Source organism: Jatrophihabitans lederbergiae (genome assembly GCF_031845305.1).
Lineage (GTDB): Bacteria > Actinomycetota > Actinomycetes > Mycobacteriales > Jatrophihabitantaceae > Jatrophihabitans_A > Jatrophihabitans_A lederbergiae.
In genome coordinates, this window is the sequence record NZ_JAVREH010000041.1 from 1 (window position 1) to 20,386 (window position 20,386).

The 20,386-nt window shown below is 66.9% G+C and carries 22 protein-coding genes and 4 pseudogenes; 14 read left to right on the plus strand and 12 right to left on the minus strand.

The annotated features are described in order from the left end of the window. Window positions 1-124: 124 nt before the first annotated feature. From RM423_RS19070 to RM423_RS19080, 3 genes are read right to left on the minus strand one after another with little or no spacing between them, the layout of a single operon-like run. Window positions 125-493 carry an IS3 family transposase gene (locus tag RM423_RS19070; RefSeq protein ID WP_311424636.1) on the minus strand — a complete coding sequence of 123 codons (369 nt, stop codon included), beginning with the start codon at window positions 491-493 and terminating at the stop codon, window positions 125-127. Between the two features lie 50 nt (window positions 494-543). Next, complete coding sequence (locus RM423_RS19075) at window positions 544-840, minus strand: transposase (protein WP_311424637.1); 297 nt, start codon at window positions 838-840, stop codon at window positions 544-546. Window positions 841-868: 28 nt separating this feature from the next. Then, window positions 869-1,042 (minus strand): hypothetical protein, encoded by a 174-nt coding sequence (locus tag RM423_RS19080; protein WP_311424638.1) that lies wholly within the window; start codon window positions 1,040-1,042, stop codon window positions 869-871. 337 nt (window positions 1,043-1,379) lie between these two features. Here RM423_RS19080 and RM423_RS19085 point away from each other — a divergent pair, with 337 nt between their 5' ends. From RM423_RS19085 to RM423_RS19105, 5 genes are read left to right on the plus strand one after another with little or no spacing between them, the layout of a single operon-like run. Continuing rightward, the gene (locus RM423_RS19085; RefSeq protein WP_311424639.1) at window positions 1,380-2,510 is read left to right on the plus strand and encodes an ABC transporter substrate-binding protein; all 1,131 of its coding nucleotides are present in this window, start codon (window positions 1,380-1,382) and stop codon (window positions 2,508-2,510) included. 4 nt (window positions 2,511-2,514) lie between these two features. Next, entirely contained in the window at window positions 2,515-4,299 is a 1,785-nt protein-coding gene (locus tag RM423_RS19090; protein ID WP_311424640.1) for an ABC transporter permease, read from the plus strand. After that, window positions 4,296-5,516 (plus strand): ABC transporter ATP-binding protein, encoded by a 1,221-nt coding sequence (locus RM423_RS19095; protein ID WP_311424641.1) that lies wholly within the window; start codon window positions 4,296-4,298, stop codon window positions 5,514-5,516. Before RM423_RS19090 ends, RM423_RS19095 begins: the two co-directional genes overlap by 4 nt. Then, the gene (locus RM423_RS19100; protein WP_311424642.1) at window positions 5,513-6,295 is read left to right on the plus strand and encodes a COG4280 domain-containing protein; all 783 of its coding nucleotides are present in this window, start codon (window positions 5,513-5,515) and stop codon (window positions 6,293-6,295) included. The genes RM423_RS19095 and RM423_RS19100 overlap by 4 nt, the downstream gene beginning before the upstream one ends. After that, the gene (locus RM423_RS19105) at window positions 6,292-6,504 is read left to right on the plus strand and encodes a hypothetical protein (RefSeq protein WP_311424643.1); all 213 of its coding nucleotides are present in this window, start codon (window positions 6,292-6,294) and stop codon (window positions 6,502-6,504) included. The genes RM423_RS19100 and RM423_RS19105 overlap by 4 nt, the downstream gene beginning before the upstream one ends. Before the next feature lie 35 nt (window positions 6,505-6,539). On the opposite strand, the gene RM423_RS19110 is transcribed toward RM423_RS19105, so the two are convergent. From RM423_RS19110 to RM423_RS19120, 3 genes are all read right to left on the minus strand, one after another. Next, window positions 6,540-7,139 carry a Chromate resistance protein ChrB gene (locus RM423_RS19110; protein ID WP_311424644.1) on the minus strand — a complete coding sequence of 200 codons (600 nt, stop codon included), beginning with the start codon at window positions 7,137-7,139 and terminating at the stop codon, window positions 6,540-6,542. A 176-nt stretch (window positions 7,140-7,315) separates the two neighbouring features. Next, window positions 7,316-7,693, minus strand: a complete 378-nt coding sequence (locus RM423_RS19115) for an NHL repeat-containing protein (RefSeq protein WP_311424645.1) — start codon at window positions 7,691-7,693, stop codon at window positions 7,316-7,318. 4 nt (window positions 7,694-7,697) lie between these two features. Continuing rightward, on the minus strand, window positions 7,698-7,988 hold the full coding sequence (locus tag RM423_RS19120; RefSeq protein ID WP_311424646.1) for a hypothetical protein: 291 nt from the start codon (window positions 7,986-7,988) through the stop codon (window positions 7,698-7,700). A 173-nt stretch (window positions 7,989-8,161) separates the two neighbouring features. On the opposite strand from RM423_RS19120, the pseudogene RM423_RS19125 reads away from it, so the two are divergent. The 3 genes and pseudogenes from RM423_RS19125 to RM423_RS19135 all read left to right on the plus strand — a co-directional run. After that, window positions 8,162-9,412, plus strand: a pseudogene (locus RM423_RS19125) (IS256 family transposase). Continuing rightward, window positions 9,409-9,813: a VOC family protein gene (locus RM423_RS19130; protein ID WP_311424647.1), complete on the plus strand. Its 405-nt coding sequence runs from the start codon at window positions 9,409-9,411 to the stop codon at window positions 9,811-9,813. The pseudogene RM423_RS19125 and the gene RM423_RS19130 overlap by 4 nt, the downstream one beginning before the upstream one ends. Before the next feature lie 996 nt (window positions 9,814-10,809). Next, window positions 10,810-12,022: pseudogene (locus RM423_RS19135) on the plus strand (transposase); the annotation flags it as partial. Window positions 12,023-12,183: 161 nt separating this feature from the next. Here the strand turns inward: RM423_RS19135 and RM423_RS19140 are convergent. Both RM423_RS19140 and RM423_RS19145 read right to left on the minus strand, forming a co-directional pair. Continuing rightward, window positions 12,184-12,348 carry a hypothetical protein gene (locus RM423_RS19140; protein WP_311424648.1) on the minus strand — a complete coding sequence of 55 codons (165 nt, stop codon included), beginning with the start codon at window positions 12,346-12,348 and terminating at the stop codon, window positions 12,184-12,186. Continuing rightward, window positions 12,327-12,932: a class I SAM-dependent methyltransferase gene (locus RM423_RS19145; RefSeq protein ID WP_311424649.1), complete on the minus strand. Its 606-nt coding sequence runs from the start codon at window positions 12,930-12,932 to the stop codon at window positions 12,327-12,329. Before RM423_RS19145 ends, RM423_RS19140 begins: the two co-directional genes overlap by 22 nt. Window positions 12,933-13,004: 72 nt before the next feature. On the opposite strand from RM423_RS19145, the pseudogene RM423_RS25830 reads away from it, so the two are divergent. The 4 genes and pseudogenes from RM423_RS25830 to RM423_RS19165 form a co-directional block, all read left to right on the plus strand. After that, window positions 13,005-13,245: pseudogene (locus RM423_RS25830) on the plus strand (helix-turn-helix domain-containing protein); the annotation flags it as partial. A 400-nt stretch (window positions 13,246-13,645) separates the two neighbouring features. Beyond that, window positions 13,646-14,503, plus strand: coding sequence for an MBL fold metallo-hydrolase (locus tag RM423_RS19155; protein WP_311424651.1), 858 nt, complete (start codon window positions 13,646-13,648; stop codon window positions 14,501-14,503). A gap of 158 nt (window positions 14,504-14,661) precedes the next feature. Further along, entirely contained in the window at window positions 14,662-15,369 is a 708-nt protein-coding gene (locus RM423_RS19160; protein WP_311424652.1) for an SDR family oxidoreductase, read from the plus strand. After that, window positions 15,366-15,839 (plus strand): MerR family transcriptional regulator, encoded by a 474-nt coding sequence (locus RM423_RS19165; protein WP_311424653.1) that lies wholly within the window; start codon window positions 15,366-15,368, stop codon window positions 15,837-15,839. Before RM423_RS19160 ends, RM423_RS19165 begins: the two co-directional genes overlap by 4 nt. A 230-nt stretch (window positions 15,840-16,069) precedes the next feature. Here the strand turns inward: RM423_RS19165 and RM423_RS25835 are convergent, their stop codons facing one another. From RM423_RS25835 to RM423_RS19175, 3 genes are all read right to left on the minus strand, one after another. Beyond that, window positions 16,070-16,264 (minus strand): sterol carrier protein domain-containing protein, encoded by a 195-nt coding sequence (locus tag RM423_RS25835; protein ID WP_396327791.1) that lies wholly within the window; start codon window positions 16,262-16,264, stop codon window positions 16,070-16,072. 137 nt (window positions 16,265-16,401) lie between these two features. Further along, window positions 16,402-17,043 (minus strand): recombinase family protein, encoded by a 642-nt coding sequence (locus RM423_RS19170; RefSeq protein WP_311424654.1) that lies wholly within the window; start codon window positions 17,041-17,043, stop codon window positions 16,402-16,404. 170 nt (window positions 17,044-17,213) lie between these two features. Continuing rightward, window positions 17,214-17,783 carry a TetR/AcrR family transcriptional regulator gene (locus tag RM423_RS19175; RefSeq protein WP_311424655.1) on the minus strand — a complete coding sequence of 190 codons (570 nt, stop codon included), beginning with the start codon at window positions 17,781-17,783 and terminating at the stop codon, window positions 17,214-17,216. Between the two features lie 102 nt (window positions 17,784-17,885). Here RM423_RS19175 and RM423_RS19180 point away from each other — a divergent pair, with 102 nt between their 5' ends. Continuing rightward, the gene (locus RM423_RS19180) at window positions 17,886-18,587 is read left to right on the plus strand and encodes an SDR family oxidoreductase (RefSeq protein WP_396327792.1); all 702 of its coding nucleotides are present in this window, start codon (window positions 17,886-17,888) and stop codon (window positions 18,585-18,587) included. Window positions 18,588-18,788: 201 nt separating this feature from the next. Here RM423_RS19180 and RM423_RS19185 read toward each other — a convergent pair. Then, window positions 18,789-19,941: pseudogene (locus RM423_RS19185) on the minus strand (IS30 family transposase). A 171-nt stretch (window positions 19,942-20,112) separates the two neighbouring features. Between RM423_RS19185 and RM423_RS19195 the strand changes: the two are divergent. Beyond that, window positions 20,113-20,373 carry an alpha/beta fold hydrolase gene (locus RM423_RS19195; protein WP_311424658.1) on the plus strand — a complete coding sequence of 87 codons (261 nt, stop codon included), beginning with the start codon at window positions 20,113-20,115 and terminating at the stop codon, window positions 20,371-20,373. The last annotated feature ends 13 nt before the right edge of the window (window positions 20,374-20,386 follow it).

Here is a 20,386-nt window from a genome sequence, read left to right on the forward strand (position 1 = left end):
GTTGCGTCAAATGAGTGGTCACCTGTCAGCAGCTCACCCACCACCCTGCACTCGACCTGGACCGGTGAAATCTCAGGGGCTCCTGCCAGCCGCCGCGAACCGCCGGGTCACCCCGGCCCTCCCATTAGGTGATGTCAGATGTCCAGACCCGGTCGAGCTGCCCGGTGTCCCACGTGCGTTTGACCAGGTCGGGCGGGGTGGCCCGCCCGGCGTCGGCGATCGTGGTGACGGTGGTGAACTTGCGAGGGCTGATACCGCGCAGATGTTGGCGTCTCATCGACGCCGCGACGGTCTTGCGCGAGACGGTCTCTCCGTCCTCGCGCAGGTCGGCCAGGATCCGTGGCGAGCCATATACCTCGTCAGAGGCGGCGTGAAACGCGGCGACCTTGGCGTCCAGCCCGCCGCGCCGAACCACGGTCGGGCTCGGCCCGGCCGCCTGCGCGGCCGACCATTTGTAGTAGCCCGAGCGGGACAGCTCGAGCAGTGCGGCCATCTTGGTGATCGTGTAGTTAGTCTTCTCCGCGTTGATCAACCGGAACATGTCTACCGGTTCTGATCGGAGGCGAAGAAGACCGCCGCGGCCTTTTTCAGGAACGACCGGTCCAAACGCAGATCGGCGTTCTCCGCCCGGAGCCGCTCGAGCTCGGCCCGCTCGTCGACATCCAACGCCCGGCTACCGCCCTGGGCAGCGGGCTGAGCCGACGCGACCCACCGGCCCAGCAGCTGCGCCCCGATACCGATCTCGGCCGCGACGTGCGCGATCGGCCGTCCCGTCTCGGTCACCAACCGCACGGCCCCAGCCCGGAACTCCGGAGTGAACTTTTTACGAGAACCTGGCATGTGAACATCCTCCCGCGCGACCCCAAGATCACGCGATCAATGTCCACCCCAGACGGGTCAACCCCAGCTCCTCTCTGGTCAAGTTGATCAGTTCGGCATCGGTCATGTCGTCGAGCCAGGCGCCGGTGACGATACGGCGGCGGCGTTGGTCGAGTCCGAGCCGGTTTACAAGAGCTGGGCCTGGACGCAGCAGGGCAAGCATTGGTGTCCGGTTCCGTCGTGGCGACAGTCCTGTTCACGTCGGCGCGCTGCCTCTCGGCTGGCGCGCCACCGTTGGCGCAGCACTCGGACCGCGGTCTGCAGCGACACGAGGTGATCATAGGCGGGCTCGGGGGAACGGCCGGCGTCGGGCAGGGAAACTTTTCACTGGATGTTGTCGGGTCGTTCGTGCCGTGCTCGGCCGGCCGGAAGCGCAGCGTGTACCTATTCATGCTCCGGCCACCTGAGGTACGCCAGACGGCAACGAGGGTCATTCACGATCTGTAACGGCCGTTAGAAGTTCATCGCGTTGGTTGTGACGCAGGTTGTGAGGAGTCCGCATGTCCAGCTCAATCCGTCTCGCGCTGTCTGTCGGCGCCGTTGTCAGTGTGGCGGCGTTGGTCACTGGTTGCTCGTCGTCCTCGGGCGGAACTCCTGCGGCCAGCAGCGCGGCCGCCGCCCAGTCGCCGACCTCGTCGTCAACGCCCGCCTCGCCGGCGTCGCCCGGCGGGGCGGGCACGCCGCTGGTCGTGTATTCGGCGCAGGGGTATGACGCGCCGGTGACGAAGGCGTTCACGGCGGCGACCGGCATTGCGGTGAAGTTGGTGGATGACAGCACCGGCCCGTTGTTGACGAAGGTCGCGGCGGAGAAGAACAACCCGCAGTGGGGCTTGTTGTGGGTCGACGGGGATACCGCGTTCGCTGCCTTGGACAAGCAGGGTCAGTTGCTTCCGTACACGCCGACCGCAGCCCTGAACTCGGTAGGCAAGGCACTCGTGCCGGCGGATCATTCCTATGTTCCGGTCAGCACCACCGTGATGGCGGCGTTGATCTACAACAGCGCCCGAACGTCGGCGGTGCCGGCGTCGTATCAGGACCTGCTCGGTTCACAGTATTCCGGCAAGGTCGGGATGAATGACCCGTCCCAGTCGGGTCCGACGTACCCGTTCATCGCGGGTCTGATGAATCAGCTGGGCGGCCAGTCCGGCGGCGTCGCTGCCGGGGAGGACTACCTGAAGAAGCTGAAGGCCAACGGGCTGCACGTGTTTCCCACCAACGGCGACACGCTGCACGCTCTGGAAACCGGGCAGATCACCTACGGTCTGATCCAGAGCTCCGCGGCCGCGGGCGAGGTCGCCAAGGCGCCGAAGAACGCCAACTTCAACGCCAAGCTCGCCTACCTGCCCCAGTCGACCCTGCTGCCCGGGGTGATCGGTATCGACAAGGCCGCCCCGGCGCAGGTGCAGGACGAGGCGAAGAAGTTCGTTGAGTTCGTCCTGTCGCCAGCTGGTCAGGATGCGATGAAGACCGGTGACCCGAAGGGTGATTCGCTGTTCTGGCCGGTCGTGCCCGGCATAACGGCACTTGCTGACCTGCCGGCGTTCCCGGCCGCCTACCAGAAGATCGACCCCTATTTCTGGGGGCCGTTGGAGAACCAGGTCAACACGTTCTTCGACAGCAGCATCAAGTAGCGACGTGACCACCGTTGTCCCATCGGCGCATTCGGCCGCCGTCCCGACATCGGACGGCGGCGGCCCCGACGGCGCGAGGTTGAGCCTGTCGAGGTTCCGTAGCTGGCCCTGGCTGCTGTTCTGGCTGCTGATCGTGGCGATCCTGGTGCTGCCGATCGTGTTGTTCCTGCTGGTCGCGTTCAGCCCACGCCTGCTGGGTCAGGGGCCCGCGTGGTTCACGCTGCAAGGCTTCCGGGATGCGCTCACCGGCACGCTGCTGCGGGGCACGCTGAACTCCCTGGTTGTCGGTATTGCCGCCGCCGGCGTGGCCACCGCGGCCGGCGCCGGGGTCGCGTGGAGTGTGTTGCGCACCGATGTTGTGGGCAGGCGGCTGTGGGCCGGGTCGATGTTTGCGTTGCTGCTGGGCCCGTCCTACCTGATCGCGCTCGGGTGGGAGCGGCTGCTCGAACCCGCGGGTGTCCTGGAGCTGCTCGGAGTGCCGGTCACCGGGTTCAGACACGTGTTCTACGGCCCGGTGGGTGTGGTGGTGGTGCTGGCTGTGAAGGGGGTGCCCTTCGCCTATCTCGCGCTGTCGGGTGCGCTGCGGGGTTTGGGTGAGGAGTTCGAGGCGGCGGCGCGGGTCCACGGCGGTGGCCCGACGGCGGCCGCTCGCGTGGTACTGGCGCTGCTGGCGCCGGCGTGCTGGTCGGCATTTGCGATCGTGTTCGCGGAATCGGTGAGCGATTTCGGGGTTGCGGCGACGCTGGCCAACGACGCGCACTTCCCCGTCGCGACGTTCACGCTGTACAACGCCATCGACAACTTCCCCGTCCAGTTTCCCGTTGCCGCTGCGGTGGGGTGGGTCCTGATGGCCATGGCCGGTCTGGCGTTGCTGGCCCAGACCCGCGCATTGCGGGGGCGCAGTTACCGAGTCCTCGGAGGCCGAAGCCGGCCCGCTCGCCGAAAGCACCTTGCGCGCACCAGCCACCTGTTGGCCGTCACAGGCCTCGCCGGACTGGTGGCAATCGGTCTAGGGGTTCCCATGTTCGGGGCGATCTCGGCGTCACTGACCGACGGTCTCGGCTCGCTGCTGGGCAGCCATCGCCTGACATTGGCCAACTACAGCCGCGTGCTGCACAGCCCCGCGCTGCGGGCTCCGCTGCAGTTCTCAGCCGAGCTCGCAGCCCTCACCGCAACAGTCACCGCGATCCTGGGGCTGGTAGCTGCCCGGCTGCTGTCCACGCGAGGTAGCCGCATCACCGGCCGGGTGCTGGATCTGTTGCTGCTGACGGCGGTGGCGCTGCCGGGGATCGTGTTCGCTGCGGGCTACATCTTCACCTACAACCTCCCGCTGACCAATCGGCTCGGGCTACACCTCTACGGAACGTCTGCCTTGCTGTTGTTGGGATATCTGGCCACCGCATTACCCTCGACATCCCGGGTCCTGCTGGGCAGCGTAAGTCAAGTTCAGGAGTCACTGCGCGAAGCGGGTCGGGTGCACGGCTCGGGCATGTTCGCCTCCTGGCTGCGCACGGTGCTGCCGCTGCTGGCGCGCCCGCTGGTCGCTGCCTGGGTCCTCACCTTCGCCGGGACACTGCTGGAGCTGCCGGTGTCCCAGCTGCTCTACCCGCCGGGCAAACCCCCGGTGTCGGTCGGCATCACCAAAGCGCTAGCCAACTACGACTACGGCGGCGGAACAGCCATGGAAGTACTGGCGATCGGGTTCGCCCTGCTCGTGGTCGCCGTCGTCTGGACGCTGTTTCAGCTGCTCACCCCAGCCGGGTGGCGGCGCGTAGGAGGAACCCGATGAGCACACCTACCCAGCCTGCGCTGGGCCATCACGTCCAGGTCAGCGGAGCCGTCAAACGCTACGGTGATTGTGCCGCGCTCGACGGAGTCGACTTCGAGGTCGAACCGGGCCAGTTCCTGGTCCTGCTCGGCCCGTCAGGTTCAGGCAAGTCCACGCTCGTGCGCAGCCTGGCCGGCATCGAACGGCTCGATGAAGGCCAGGTCCGACTCAGCGGCCAGCTCGCCAGCGCCGGCAGCCGGCACCTGCCACCAGAGCGGCGCAACCTCGCGATGGTGTTTCAGGACTACGCACTGTGGCCCCACCTCACCGTGCTGGGCAATGTCGGCTACGCCCTGCGGCGACGGCGACTGGACAAGTCGAGCGCGCGTGAGCGGGTGCACGCCGCTCTGGAGCGGGTCGGGCTCGGTCGGCACGCCGAGCGGTACCCGCACGAGCTGTCCGGGGGAGAGCAGCAGCGCGTGGCGCTGGCGCGTGCGGTCGTAGCCCAACCCCAGTTGCTGCTCTTTGACGAACCGCTGTCCAACCTCGACGCCGACCTGCGGGAACGACTCCGAGTAGAAATCGCCACCCTGACCCGGGAAAGCGCCGCCACCGCCGTCTACATCACGCACGACCAATCCGAGGCGTTCGCCCTGGCCGACACGATCGGCGTCCTGGACAAGGGCAAGCTGATCCAGCTCGCCGGACCTGAGGAGGTCTACCGCAGACCGGCGACGCCGTTCGTTGCGCGATTCACCGGCGTCGCGGGGGAACTGAGCGGCCGGGTCGTGCACCCTGGCCCCGAGCACACCCACATCCGCGTCGGGGACCTCGTGCTTCGCGCCAGGTCCATCGGCCCGGTGCGCGCAGGAGACGCCGTCCGGCTGATTATCCGACCCGCAGCGACCCGCATCACCGCCGACCCGCACGGCAGCGAGCAGCCCACGAACGTGCTCCACGGCAACGTGATCGACGTCGCCTACCGCGGCCGTGGCTATGACCACGTGATCGCCGCCGGTCCGCACCTGATCTCCGCGGTCCATGACGCACAGGCCCACCCACGCGGCGAGCGGGTGACCGTCCAGCTCGACCCCGAGCAGTGCCTGGCCTACACAACTGACGCGCCCAAGGAGCCAGGTAGCGGAAGTCACCCATCGAATCTAACCACTGTTAGTATGAACCCTGTCGCGCCACTCGATGCCGGCGCGGCGTCCGAACCAGCGAGGAGCACTTCGTGAGCGGTTCAGCCCTGTTCATTGCGGTATTTCTGGCCTGCATCGTGGAAGCGGTCGAGGCCCTGACGATCATTTTGGCGGCTGGCACAGCTCGGGACTGGCGCTCGGCGATCATCGGCCTGTTCGCGGGCCTGCTTACTCTGGCGGTCATCATCGCCGCGCTCGGGCCGGCCGTGTCTGCCATCCCGCTGGGTGGCCTGCGGCTTTTCGTTGGAGGATTGCTGCTCGTGTTCGGGTTGCAATGGCTACGCAAAGCGATCCTGCGGGCCAGCGGCAACAAGGCCCTGCACGACGAGGCGTTGATCTTCAAAACTGAACTGGCCGCAGCCCAGCAAGCTTTACCGGAGCGGCGCGGTCTGGTAGCCGACTGGTACGCCTTCACCCTGTCGTTCAAGGGCGTGGTGCTCGAGGGCCTGGAAGTGGCATTCATCGCGCTGACCTTCGGCAGCAACCAGCACAACATTCCGCTGGCCGCCACCGCAGCCGCCGCAGCAGTCCTGTTGGTCGCCGCAGTCGGGGTCGCGGTCCGCGCGCCGCTGGCGCGAGTTCCGGAGAACAGCATGAAGTTCATCGTCGGCATCATGCTCACCGCGTTCGGGATGTTCTGGGGCGCTGAAGGTGCCGGGGCGCACTGGCCCGGCTCGGACGCCGCGCTGCTCGTCCTCATCCCCGCCATCGGCCTCTACGCCCTGGCCATGGTCGCCCTGTTCCGGCATAAGCCAGCCAACACCGGCGCGGTCCCTGTCGCTATGGCGACCAGCCATGGAGGAACCCACTCATGATCAGCAAACTCCGAGCATTCGCGGCGTTCTGGTATGACTTCATCATCGGCGACGACTGGCGCGTCGCCGTCGGCGTGGCCCTCGCCTTCGCCGCCACCTACCTGGCCAGCCGCTCCACCAGCGTGGCCCTGTGGTGGATCGTGCCCATCGCCGTCCTCATCCTGCTGCCGCTCAGCATCCACCGCGTCACCCGGCGCGCGACCAGCTAGCAGCCCAGAAAGTACAGTCGGATCGGGCGAGGGGGTCAATCCCCCTCGCCCTCTTCGATGTATACCCGGGTGGCGTAGGCCTCCAGGGCCTGCTCGCACCCATAGAGCGCCTCCGACGCGCTTGCCTGCGCCGGGGCGCCGAACACGTCACGCTTGTTCACTTTGGCATACCAGTTACGGAGCTTGGTCAGCTCCACCTCGTTCTCCTCCAGCTCACCGTAGGTGAAGTGATCCGCGGCGTATTCCTTGTCCAGACCCGCGTGGAAGTCGCGGCACTTGTCCAGGATCTCCTCATACTCGCTATCCCGTGCCGCCTGGAACAGCGCGACGACGTCCTGATCGCCGACCAGCGCCGAGCACGACAACAGCACCGCTGTACCGTCCATCTCCAGAATCTCCCGTCGCAGCCTGCGTAACGCCCGTTCAGCGTGCTCGCCGGCCGGCAACGCCGCTGCCGAGTTCTGCAGGTACACCGCCCCCAGCGACTTCAACCGGCGCCACACCGCAGCCCGCAGCCGGGTCGGCTCCGACGGAATCCGATACACCAACAACAACCACCGATCAGCTGAGCCGCCCCCCGCTCCGCTGCCTGCGGTCGACAACTGAAGCCCCGACTCCGTCTCGGCTTCCGTCACGCTGCCAGTCTGCCTGATCGGCGAAGGGTGCGATGGACCTTTCATCACCGGGCGCGTACCTTGCACGCTCGGGGCAGTGCCGAGGTCGGCTCGGGAGTTGAAAACACGCGCCCCGTAATAAGACGCGATCCGGCCGAAGCGAAGTTTCCGAATGGCGGGTAGGCGCAGATGAGCGGTTATTGGTCGTCGTGGCCAAACCCGCTGGCGCCCAGGAAGATCAGGCCGCCCGGTTTGAGGCTGTCACCGGTTGTCGGCACTGATGACACCATTCCGGTGTTGAGATTGATGCGACCAAGATAGTTGGGGCCCGGTTGGGCCGGGGCGTTGTTGGCACCCGCCGGTGTAACGGAGGTGGGGCACCCCCGGAAAAGCGGTCCCGTAACCACCACGATGGTGTTGTCGGTCGAGTCGCTGGTAACCAGTGCTCCGGTGCGGGCAGTGGCCCACGCGGTGTCATCCACGGCCTGGCTGAGCTTGAGGACCTGAAGCTGCTGCTCATCGGTGTCCAGGTGTGCGGCATATACCTGCTGCTGGTCACCCTGGCTGTCAAGCATCACGTCACCGGCGAAGCGCGGGCTCCCGGCAGGGCACCACGGTGCTTGAGTCGGGATCGGCCAGGGCTTGGTTGTTGCTCTGGCCGTGGCTGCTGCCGGTGTTGGCGACCGAGGCGGTGCTCGAGTCATAGAACGGGGCCGCGGACAACTTCGCCACTCCACCGACTAAATGCACCTGGTACAAGGCGGCCCCGACGTTGCCGGCGGCCGGCGCGGAGGCCGCGACATACATCTGTCCATGGGAGGACGTGATGGAGTCAGTGCCCTTCGCCGTGGGGCAGCGGGTTGGCGTCATAGCGGTAGTTCACGATGGCGAGCAATGCTTGAAACCTGTGGTTGAGGCAGGGTGGGACGTACCTCCCGGTAGCCATGTGGTGATCGAGCAAGGCCGGCGCGGCAACGCTGGTCGGGAAGGTAGGTCCGTGCTCAAGGTAGTGGAGACAGGCGGTTCGGGGCAGGTGTCGCCGGCTGAGGTGCCGGCGGAGTTCGTTGTTGGATGAGATCGCGCGTGAGGTGCGCGGCGGATGCTGGTGGCGGCGCTGCGGGCGGAGGTCGACGCCTACGTCGACGCGCTGGTCGAGCAGGTCGATGAGGATGGGCACCGGTTGGTGGTGCGCAATGGGCGTCACGACCCGCGCACGGTGACGATGACGGTCGGGGCGGTCGAGGTGCGGGCGCCGCGGGTCAACGACAAGCGGGTTGATGAGGTCAGCGGTGAGCGTAAGCGGTTCGCCTCGGTGATGCTGCCGACATGGTGTCGCCCGCAGCCCGAAGATCAGCGAGGTGCTGCCGCTGCTCTACCTCCACGGCCTGTCCGGTGGCGACTTCGTGCCCGCGTTGGAGCAGTTCCTCGGCACGAGCGCGGGGCTTTCGGCCTCGACGATCACCCGGCTTTGTGAGCAGTGCCAAGACGAACAACACCTGTTCGCGAAGCGGGATCTGTCGGGCGTGGACTACGTCTACGTGCGGGCCGACGGCATCCACGTCAACATCGGTCTGGAGGAGCACAAGCTGTGTCTGCTGGTGCTGATCGGGGTCCGCGCCGACGGGTCGAAGGAGTTGATCACCCTGTCCGACGGTTACCGGGAATCGAGTCGTGGGCTGATCTGCCGCGTGATGCCAAGCGCCGCGGCATGCGGGCCCGGTGCTGGCCGTCGGCGACGGCGCGCTCGGGTTCTGGGGCGGACTGCGCGAGGTGTTCCCCGGCACAAAGGAGCAGCGGTGCTGGTTCCATAAGGCCAGCAACGTGCTCGCTGCGATGCCCAAATCCGCGCACCCGGCCGCGAAGAAGGCCCTCGCCGAGATCTGGGGCGCGGAAGACAAGACCCACGCCAGGACCGCAGCAAAGGCGTTCATGGAGCTGTTCGGGGCGAAGCTCGGCAAGGCCGCCGCGAAGATCACCGACGACCTCAAGCAGCTGCTCGCATTCTATGACTACCCGCCGAACACTGGGTCCAGCTGCAGACCACGAACCCGATCGAGTCCACCTTCGCCACCGTCGGCCACCGCACCAAGATCACCCGCGGCCCCGGGGCGAAGGCCGCCGGCCTGGCTATGGCCTACAAGCTGATCATCGCCGCCCAGGACCGGTGGCGGACCGTCAACGCGCCACATCTCGTCGCCCTCGTCCGCGCCGGCGCGGTGTTCGTGAACGGCAAACACGTCGAAGGAACAGATGACCAAGACCACCAGCCCGACCTGGCCGAGACTGCCGCATGACCCCCGCCGTCGGCACCGTTCACCACATCGAGGTGTGGGTGCCCGACCTACACCGGGCCGCTGCCCAGTGGGGCTGGCTACTCGCTGCGCTCGGCTACCAGCCCTTCCAAGACTGGGCCAACGGCCGCAGCTGGCGCCTCGGCGACACCTACATCGTCATCGAGCAGTCACCAGCGCTGACAGCAACCGAGCACGACCGGCAGCGGCCCGGTCTCAACCACCTCGCCTTCCACGCCGGCGACCGCGCCACAGTTGACACGCTCACCCAGCTCGCGCGAGACAACGGCTGGACGTTGATGTTCACCGACACCCACCCGCACGCCGGCGGCACCGGCCACTACGCCGCCTACCTCAACAACACCGACGGCTACCAGATCGAACTCCTCGCCAGCAACCCGTGACCACATAATCGAGGTCCACAGGTATAGACAATTGCTCACCCAGCAGGTCCGCGATCTTCAGCGACCGCGCGCGCACGACGCGAACTGATCACGCTCGTAGAAATACCAACGTCCTAGGCTCAGTCGCTGTTATTGCTGCGCCAGCTTCTGATGGCGAGCAAAGGTGGCCTCGCTGAGCCTCGCTGATTGAGCCAGGCCACCCTAGTCCGAACGAGCGTGACGCCGTCTTGGCCGCTGGACACAGGAAGGCTGCTTCACAGGCACCGCGCAAGGGAGCGGGCCGCGACCATGTGGATGTTGGGCGGGCAGTCGGGCACTACCGGTTGTCGTTGGCTAGGTCGTTGGCGAACTCGTCCGGTTCCTCGCTCTAAGGTGTGGAGTTGGTGGCGGCCTCACGCGCAACGTCGTGGGTCTGCGCGTGCCGCCCTTCAGTGCCGCCTTGGTCAGAGTAAGGCTGGCGACCGTCACCCGTGCTGTGATCGTCGTTCCTGGCCACGGTGGTCTCCTCTGCTGCGGGCGGAAGGTCCGTCCGTAACTTACAGGGTAGCCCGCAGACAGTTGACTCGACGGTCTGCTGCACTGGCCGAGCAACACCGGTTGCGATCCCCGTTGTTCAGAGCGCAACCTAGACGGACTGCGGCAAGATGTTGCGCCGACTTTTCGCACGCAGGCGCACGATGATCTGCTGACCTGCGGGACGTCGACGTACCGAACCTCCGCGGGGCACCGGCCTGAGCGGTCGTAGTGGCCACCACAAAGATTCAAGTGAGAAGGAATGCGGCACAGGTCGCCGTCAACGGCGTCCGCGGACAACCAGCGGCTTTACGTCGTAGTCGGCCCGCGCCTGCTCAACCGTCCAAGCGTTGGCCGCGCCCCAATCGGAGAGCTGGGCGAAGATCGGAGCCAGGCTTGCGCCAAGGTCGGTGATCTCCTACTCAACCCGGAGCGGCACTTCGGCGTACTGGTGTTGTCGATCTAGGAGGGCTCCTGAACAATCTGCGTGGCTCGCCTGTTGGCACCCGTTCTTGGGATGATCTTCGTGTCCAGGGACGGTCGGAGAGTCAGCGGGATCTGTTGGATGTCGAGTCGGTGGCGGGTCATCTGCTGAAACCGGGCAGTGTGTTCGCGTTCCCGGCCACGGATCGCCGCCGGTTGTTCCCGGAGGTGTTGTTCGAGGACTTGTTCCCGTCCGGGCGCGGACGACCGTCGGTACCGGCCGATGTGATGGCGGCGGTGATCATGTTGCAGGCGTTGCACGGCCTGTCCGACAGCGAGACCGTCGACGCGGTCACCTTCGATCTGCGGTGGAAAGCTGCGTGCGGGTTGCCGGTCACGGCGGCGGCGTTGCACGCGAGCACGTTGACCTACTGGCGGCGGCGGCTCGCCGCCCCGGACCGGCCGAACCGGATCTTCGACGCCGTCAAGGCGGTCGTGGCCGGAACCAGCGTGCTGACCGGCAAGACCTGCCGGGCGTTGGACTCGACAATCCTCGACGACGCGGTCGCCACCCAGGACACGGTGACGCAGTTGATCGCCGCGATCCGCCGCGTCCGCCGCGAGGTCCCCGGAGCCGCGACGGTGGTCGCGGCGCAGTGCCGGGCGCATGACTATGACGACCCGGGCAAGCCGCCGATCGCCTGGAACGACGAGCAGGCCCGCGCCGAGCTGGTCGACGCGCTGGTCGGTGACGCACACCGTCTGCTCGGGCATCTGCCGGGGCAGGAACTGGGCCCGAAGGCCGCCGATGCCCTCGCCCTGTTGGCGGTGCAGGTGCTGGCCGATTCGGCCTACGGCTCCGGCGAGGCCCGCGCCGAGCTCGCCGACGCCGGGCATGAGGCGATCATCAAACCGATTCCGCTGCGGGCCGCCGTGTCCGGCGGGTTCACCCTCGATGATTTCCCCGTCAACGAGCCAGCCGGCTGGGTCACCTTCCCGGCCGGCATGACGCGCCAGATCACCGGCGCGCGGACGGTGACCTTCGGCGCCGCCTGCCGGAGCTGCCCGCTAGGACACCGCTGCACCACAGGCGCACGCGGTCGCAAACTCCACCTGAACCCACACGATGCGCTGCTACGCGCCGCACGGCGCCAGGACGAAACGCCTGAGTTTTTAAAACGTGTACCGCCAACACCGCCCGATGGTCGAGCGCTCCATCGCCTGGCTCACCCGCGGCAACCGCAAAGCCCACTACCGCGGCGTCACCAGGAGCACCGTCTTGACCCCGAAGCGGTGTCGTGGCTGCAGACCAACTTCCTCAAGACCGAACTCGAACTCGGCCACTGCCTACGCACACCCACCGAAGGTCCGTGCGAATGCGACCTCGTGCTCACCTGCTCAAAATTCCTCACAACCAGCGACTACACGCCTCGGCTACAGGCACGCCTCACCGTCGAACAGCAACTGATCGACGACGCCACCGAACGCAATTGGCAGCGCGAGGTAGAGCGCCACACCGCGACGAAGAAACGCATCGAGCAGCTCCTGCGCGACCTTCGCGACACTCAGGACCCGAACTAGCAACTCGGCTTGGTCCATGTCAGCGAGTAGCGCCACAGGAGGTGACGCTGAAACCGCGCTCCGGGCAGCAACTCGGCCGCTATGCGGCGCATGCTCGCGTAAGTCTCGGGCGGTGGCCAAACGGTCGGTGATGGATGCTGCCAGTACTTCCTCGACAGCAGGAAATATCGGTGAGCTAGAACGCTGGCAAGTTCGAGCGGGAAGTCACGGAGCTGGGCGCGTGCAAGCCCGACTACGCACATGACTCCGCCGGGCCTGAGCAGGTCACGGATGCGAGACAGCCCGATATCGGCATCGACATGATGCAAGGTGGCGACCGACGTCACGAAGTCGAAGGACGCCGGCTCGAACGGATGCGTCAGGAAGTCGCCCAGCACAAATTCGGAACCAGCATCGTCGTTGTTCTGAACCTCGGCTTGGTCGATGCTCACCTGATCAAGGTCGATGCCCACCACTTCCGGCACGTGCCTCCGGAGTTCGCGGACGAGCATGCCCTCACCACAGCCGACATCCAAAGCTCGCCCAGCACCGTCGGGGATCGTGGCGATCACTAGCCGGTGGTAATGCGTGTTGTGGTTCCATCGGGTGCGCTCTTGATCCACTCCGCGATCATGTCACGCTTCAGCGCTTGCTCTCTGAGCCGCCGACTCTGCATACGCGGCACTTGCGCATTCGCATCTGTCCACATAATCGAGTCGGACTTGATCAGGATGCGCACGAGAGAGGGCATGAAGCTCGCTAAGGCCAAGGGCCGGCTCCGTGGCAAGCCCAAGCTCGAGCCCAGCCCAGGAGAGCCACCTCGTTGGCCTCTACCGCGCCGGCAAACACACCACCGCCGAACTCGCCGAACTGTTCTCCGTCGGCAGATCCACCGTCTACCGCGCAGTTCAACGAGCGGGCAACCCCGCGCAGTGACAAGTCTGCGAGCGAACGTGGTGACAACTTCGCGACGCTCCACACTCCGCTGTCGGCGCGGTCAGACAGTCGTTCCATATCCAAGGAAGCGGAACGGCAGTTATGGGAGTAGGGCGCGGCCGCTGCCACCGTCGCGCCGCCGACCCATCGCTTCGACCCGCTCGGTCAACACGCCCAGGCGGCGTACCTCTCATGGCCTACGACGCTCCCAGCCACGCCAGTCTGACGGACAGTCACCGTTCGCGGGCAGGCCGGCATCCGTCGGGGGCTGCTCAGCCGGGCGTGCCCGCCCGTCGCGGGAAAAACTTTGCGGATTCGCTTGCCTCTCACGTCAACGTGAGCTTCTACCGTTATGGCGCGTCGGTCGGATGCCGGCGTACTTCAAACGAAGGAGTCACTGATGTCTGCACCGTCCAAGCTGTCCTACCGGGTCCTGGTTTCTGAGCAGGTGCCTGTTGCCGCTCCCCCACCGCTGCCCAACGGTCAACCGCAGATGGCGCCGCCGCTGGCCTCGACTCTCATTTACGGCGACGCCGACGCCATCCTGGTCGACGTCCCGACGACCATCGCCGAGGCTGAGCAGCTGGTGAGCGAGATCGAGCGGGAAGGCAAGCGGTTGACGCACATCTACATAACCCACGGCCACGGTGATCACTGGTTCGGTGTCACGTCGCTGCTCGCCAGGTTCCCCGACGCCAAGGTCGTCGCGACACCGGGCACCATTGCCGTGATGGCGTTCAACAGCTCACCGCAGATGCGCGCGCAGCTGTGGGACGTCATGTTCCCCGGTCTGATCGGTTCGACGACGGTGACAGCTGAGCCGCTCGAGTCGAACATCCTGCACCTGGAGGGCAACGAGCTGCACGTTCTCGAGGTAGGGCACACCGACACTGACAGCACGACCGTGCTGCACGTGCCGTCACTGGATCTGGTAGTCGCAGGCGACGTCGCCTACAACGGCGTGCACATGTATCTCGCCGAGTCCGCCGGCGGCGGCCGGGATGCGTGGCTCGACGCCCTGGACGTGGTGGAGAAGTTGCAGCCCACAATCGTAATAGCCGGCCACAAAGACCAGACGAAGGACGACGACGCGACCCGCGTGCTGGCCGAGACCCGCGCCTACCTCGCCGACGCGGGACGGCTGCTCGACCAGGGCGTCACCGCCACCGACTACTTCACCGCCATCACCAGCGCGCACCCGAGCAGGTTGAACACAGGCGCGGCCTGGATCAGCGCCAACGCGCTCTGCGGCCATTAGCCGCGGCCCAGTAAACGCCGCCGGACCCCCGCGGCAGGAACGAACGCGGGACACGCCGGGGACGACCGCCGTCACCGTGAAGCCTTCACGTCCTGACCCCACATCGCGACTTTCGCTATCCAGCTCGACCACCTCACCTCTCAGACATGGAGTTCACCATGAAAATCGCCGGATCCGTCGCCCTCATCACCGGAGCCAACCGGGGCATCGGACGACACTTCGCCCAACAACTACTCGAACGCGGAGCCGCGAAGGTGTACGCGACCGCCCGCCGCCCGGAACTCATCGACGTGCCCAGCGTCGAGAAGCTGCAACTCGACATCACCGACCCCGACGCCGTCGCCCGCGCCGCCGCGGCCGCCGGTGACGTCACCCTTCTCATCAACAACGCGGGCCTGGCCACGGGCCAGAACCTCGTCACCGGGGACCTCGCGAAGATCCGCCTGGAGATGGACACGCACTACTTCGGGACGCTGTCAGTCGTGCGTGCCTTCGCCCCCATCCTGGCGCGCAACAACGGAGGCGCGATCCTCAACGTCTTGTCCGCGCTGTCCTGGTTCTCCTACGACGGCGTGAACTCCTACGCCGCGGCAAAGGCCGCGGAATGGAGCCTGACCAACGGTGTCCGACTCGAACTCACAGCCCAGGGCACCCTTGTCACCGGCATACACCTGGGCGCCGCTGACACCGACATCATGGCCGGCTACGAAGGCCCGATGATCGACCCGGCCGACGTCGCCCGCGCAGGTCTGGACGGCATCGAGTCCGGCAAACTTGAAGTTCTCGTCGACGACTGGAGCACCATGATCAAAGCGACGCTGGCCAACGACCCCGCCAAGTTCTACGACACTGCCGTGGGCGCATGACCGCCGTTGCCACCGTGGACAGCGCCGGCTACGGCGACCGGTCGAAACTCGATCGACCGAACGGAGGAGTGATGCGTATCGGTGAGCTGGCGTCGCTGACCGGCGTGAGCGTGCGCGCCCTTCGCTACTACGAGGAACAGCACCTGCTGACCGCCTCCCGCAGCGGCGCCGGGCAACGACTTTACGGCGCCGACGACGTCGGCTGGGTCGACCTCATCCAGCAGCTCTACGCCGCCGGGCTGTCCAGCAGGACCATCCTCAAAATGCTCCCCTGCGTCAAGGAGGTAGGCCCGCAACGCGCACCCCACTCCCACGCACTGCTGCACTCCGAACGCGCCCGCATCGACGAGCAGATCACCGCCCTCCAACGGACCAGAGACACCCTCGACGCCGTCATCGTCGCAGCCCAAGCCTGCGCGACACTCGAAGACGACCTGCCGCCGACAACCGCGCAATCCATGGCCACCTGACAAGCCCCACAGCACGTGGACCGTGCCCACTGGCGCCGCAGGAAACCTGATCTCAGCAGCGGTGAACACCTCACACTCAACAACAGGCGCGGCGCGGCGTGCCGGCTGGCGGTGCGTGTGTGGGAACACGACCCGGACCCGTCCCGGCTGCCGCTCATCAGATCGCCGCCAACTCACCGCTCAGATAACGTCCGCTGGGCGCGACCGGTAGGCGTTCCACATCCAAGAAACTAGGACGCGTCGGAAGCACCTGTATGCAGAAGAGTGCGCTTTAGAACCCGAAGGAGTTCTGCGGCTCCGGATCGGCCACGGAAGATCCTCGACAGGGGTGCAACATGTGCGGGATCACAAGCGTGCATCCGCCCCGCGGCGGCTAGGTTCGCTGCTGACATACCGCCGAGGTAGAGCGACCCTAACGCCTGCAGCTGGAGGACGGCGGCCCGTAGATGCCCGGCTGGACGTCACCGACGCCGCTCTAGCCGGGGCTGCCTGCGCCTGCTACACCGGCGCGGCCTGGGACTGTCGCGGCGGCTCGCTTTACGTAAGGAAAAGGGTGGCGGTCTCAACGGGTCAACGCACCACCCTGCTGTGGTTCTACAGGGCTACGCCCTGACCGCGAGCGAGGGGGCGTGCTGCCGGCGCGTTCGACGGCGCGGTAGACGGTGGAGCGGGCGACGGTGAACAGCGCGGCGAGCTCGGCGGTGGTGTGCTGGCCGGCCCAGTAGAGCTCGACGAGGTGTTTCTCCTGCGCGGCGGTGAGCTTCGGTTGCTTGCCTCGCAGCCGGCCCTTGGCCTTGGCGACGGCCATGCCTTCGCGGGTGCGGGTGCGGGCGAGGTCGGCTTCGAACTCCGCGACCATGGCCAGGACGTTGAACAGCAGCCGGTCGATGGGGTCTTTCGGGTCGTGGACGGATCCGCCGATGTTGAGCTTGACCCCGCGGTGGGTGAGGTCGGCGACGATGTCGCGGGCGTAGGGCAGCGACCGGGCGAGCCGGTCGAGCTTGGCGACGACCAGGACGTCGCCCTTGCGGCAGGCGGCTAGGGCTTCGTTGAGGCCGGGGCGGCGCCGGTTCGTGCCGGTCTGCCCGTGGTCGACGTAGACCCGCTCGGGGTCGACGCCGAGCCGGGTGAGGGCGTCGCGTTGGGCGGTGAGGTCTTGTTCGTTGGTCGAGACCCGGGCGTAGCCGATCAGCAGTCCGCTCATGGGGCTCAGTGTCCCGCATAGGCCCCCCTTACGGAACGGTGCGCCCCTGGGCCGCCTAGCCCACTCGTTTCGCGCTGATGAGATGCCGCTGATCGCAACTATGGCCGCCTTGCGGCGAATATCGTGGTGCTCGCGGCTGAACGCGGCCCACGGACGGGATCGGGGCGGGGTTACATTCCGTGGGCTGCAAGGAGCGTCTCCACGGCCCCGAGGGTGGCGGGGGTCGCCCCACCGTGCATGACACCGTGGACGCTGGCCCCGTCGAAGATGAGAGTCAGCTGCTGGGCGAGCAGGTCGGGCTCGCGTGCGCCGCCTTGGGCTAGCAGGTCGGCGAAATGGGCCGTGAGCCCGAGCTTCTGCTCGTGAGCGACCACGGAGGCCGGGTGCGCGCGGTCCTTGAGTTCGCTGGCGGCGCCGATGAAAGGGCAGCCCTGGAACTCTGGGGAGCGGGCGCGGTGGTCGAGTCGCTCAAAGACGGCGATCACCCGGTCGCGCGGTGGTAGACCGTCGTCTCGGTGCAGGCCGAGGTAGTGCTGGTCGGCTTGGGCGTGAAGCGCTGCAGCCACGACCTCGTCCTTGCCAGAGAAGTGCTGGTACAGCGACCGCTTGGACACCTTCGCCTCGGCACACAGCCGGTCGACTCCTACAGAGCGGATTCCCTCGGCGGCAAAAAGCCGCTGAGCGGTCGTGATGAGCCGCTCGCGAGGACCTGTCTTCACCACAGGTGCGGCCGTCGCCATGCCCACATCGTAGGGCGCCCGTTGCTAGGAGTACACCGAGCGGTCTACATTCGGGGATATACACCGATCGGTGTACATCTTATCGAGATGCCGGAGATCATCGTGACCGAACTCGCCGACCAGACCGTCCTTGTTACCGGCGCGGGCCGGGGCATGGGTCGCTACTACGTCGAACAACTTCTCGAGCGCGGCGTGGCAAAGGTCTACGCCGCCGCCCGCGACTCCCACGCGATCGAGGTTCCCGATCGCCGAGTCGTCCCCCTGCGCCTGGACGTGACAGACGCAGAGTCCGTCGCGCGGGCCGCTGCCACCGCCGAGGACGTCAGCGTGCTGATCAACAACGCGGGTATCGCAGAGGCCACGTCAGTGCTCGAGCCGGGCGCCGAGTCCCTGCGGCGGCAGCTGGAGACCAATCTCTTCGGCCCGCTCGCCCTCGTCACAGCGTTCGCCGACCGCCTGGCCGAACGCTCCGGAGCTGTCCTCAACGTGTCTTCGGTGATGGCCTGGTGGCCTGTCAGCGGCGGTTATGCGGTGAGCAAGGCGGCCATGTGGAGCGCCACCGACGTGATGCGCGGTGAGCTCACGCCGCGGGGGATCCAGGTCTCGGGCCTCTACATGTCGTTCGTCGACACCGGCATGTCCGAGCGGCTGAACGGCCCCAAGTCCAACCCAGCCGACATCGTGCGCACAGCCCTCGACGGGCTGGAGGCCGGCGACCTGGAAATCCTCGCCGACGAGCAGACGCGTTCGGTGCGTGCGCAGCTGCACCGGCCCATCGCCGAGCGACTGGCACTGCTGGCGTAGAAGACGACGCGGCGCTGCCTGCGAACGGCTAGCAAAGTGTCAATGCTCCGGCGCACGTCTGCGCCATTGATGTTGACGAAGACCCAACCAGCAGCCGGAGACCCCGGGATCGAACCGACCCCCCGGCCGCGCCGTCCAGTCGAGCGCAAGGGGCCACTTAACGGGACACGGGCCGCCCCGTGTCCGGGGGAAGCGATCCCCTTACGGAACGGTCGCCACGTGGCCGGCTGCAGCTTCGGCGTAGACCTCAGCCGGTGTGCGCCAGCCCAGCACTCGTCGAGGCCGGTTGGTGAGGCGGGCCGCTAGCTCGTCGAGGGCTTGCTGGTCGCGCCCGCGCAGGTCCTCGCCGCGGGCGAGGTACCGGCGCAGCAGCCGATTGGTGTTCTCGTTTGTGCCGCGCTGCCACGGGCTCTTCGGGTCGCAGAAGTAGACCGGGCAGCCGGTCTCGGCCGTCAGGTCGGCGTGGGTGGCCATCTCGCGGCCGCGGTCCCAGACCAGCGACCGGCGCAGCTGGGCTGGGACGTGGTTGAGCGCGTCGCGCAGCGCTGGCTGCACCGCTTGGGCCTTGATCCCGTCGGGCAGCGCGACGAGCAGCAGGTAGCGGCTGGAGCGTTCGACGAGCGTGGCGACCGCCGAGGGGCGCCTGCCCATGACGAGGTCGCCTTCCCAGTGACCTGGCGTCCGGCGGTCATCGGCCTCGGTGGGGCGCTCGTGCAGCGGGACCATGCCGCGCAGCCGGCCACGGCCAGAGGGCTGGCGGGCGACCTTCGGGTAGCGCATCGCTCGCCCGGTGCGCAGGCGCTGGGTCAGTCGCGGTGACAGCGGCGAGCGGGCCGGCACGAACAAGCTCAGGTAGATCTGTCTCTGGGGACACCCGCATCTGAAGGGTCGTCGGGGTACTCGATGCGTAGCCGGCCGGTGATCTGCTCTGGTGAGTATCGCTTCTGAAGATCCTTCTCGACCGCCGCCCGCAACGCCAGATTCACCGCCAGCTTCGCAGGCTTGGTCGTGACGCCCGGTGATATGCCATCGCATGCGCCGAGCTGGCCAGATAACCGCCCACCTCTGTGTTGCGCCGCAGCTCCCGACTGATCGTCGACGGGCTGCGACCAAGCTGGGTGGCGATCGCCCGCATCGACATGCCAGCCGCACGCAGAAGCCCAAGCTGTTCCCGCTCGGCGAAGGACAGACACCGGCCCTTCAGACCACGGCCCCGACGTGGACGCACGCCCCCGTTGGCGATCACCCACCGCGTGCCCTGCTTGCGATACGTCCCTGCCGCAACCGCGGCGTCGCTGATGAACTCGCCACGCTGCAGCTCGGACCAGAAGATCTGCACGTTCTCGGTGATCATGTGATTAGCGAACCGGATGATCAACACCTCAACTCAGCAGGTGTTGCGATCACCGCGAGAACCCAAGGAACGGACACCGGGACGCGCGTCCAGGTGTTTCGGACTGGAGGCAGCGCCGCCGTCGGTGGCCGTGTTGTCTGGCAGACCGCAGCGCTGGTAGGACTGGCAGTCATGATCCTGCATCACGTCCTGGAGGGCACGGGTCCGGCGGTGCTGCTGCTGCACTCGACGGCGGCAGACGCCCGGCAGTGGCGACCTCAGATCCGCGAGCTTCGCGGCGAGGTCACCGTCGTCTACGGAAGCCGCGACCTGGCGTGCTTCCGCGCCGTCGCCGACCACTGGCGGCCGGACTGCCCCGAGCCGTCCACGTCGACCTGCCGTGGGCCGGCCATCTCCCCAACCTCGAGCGCCCGACCGAGACGACACAGCTGATCCGCAGATCGAT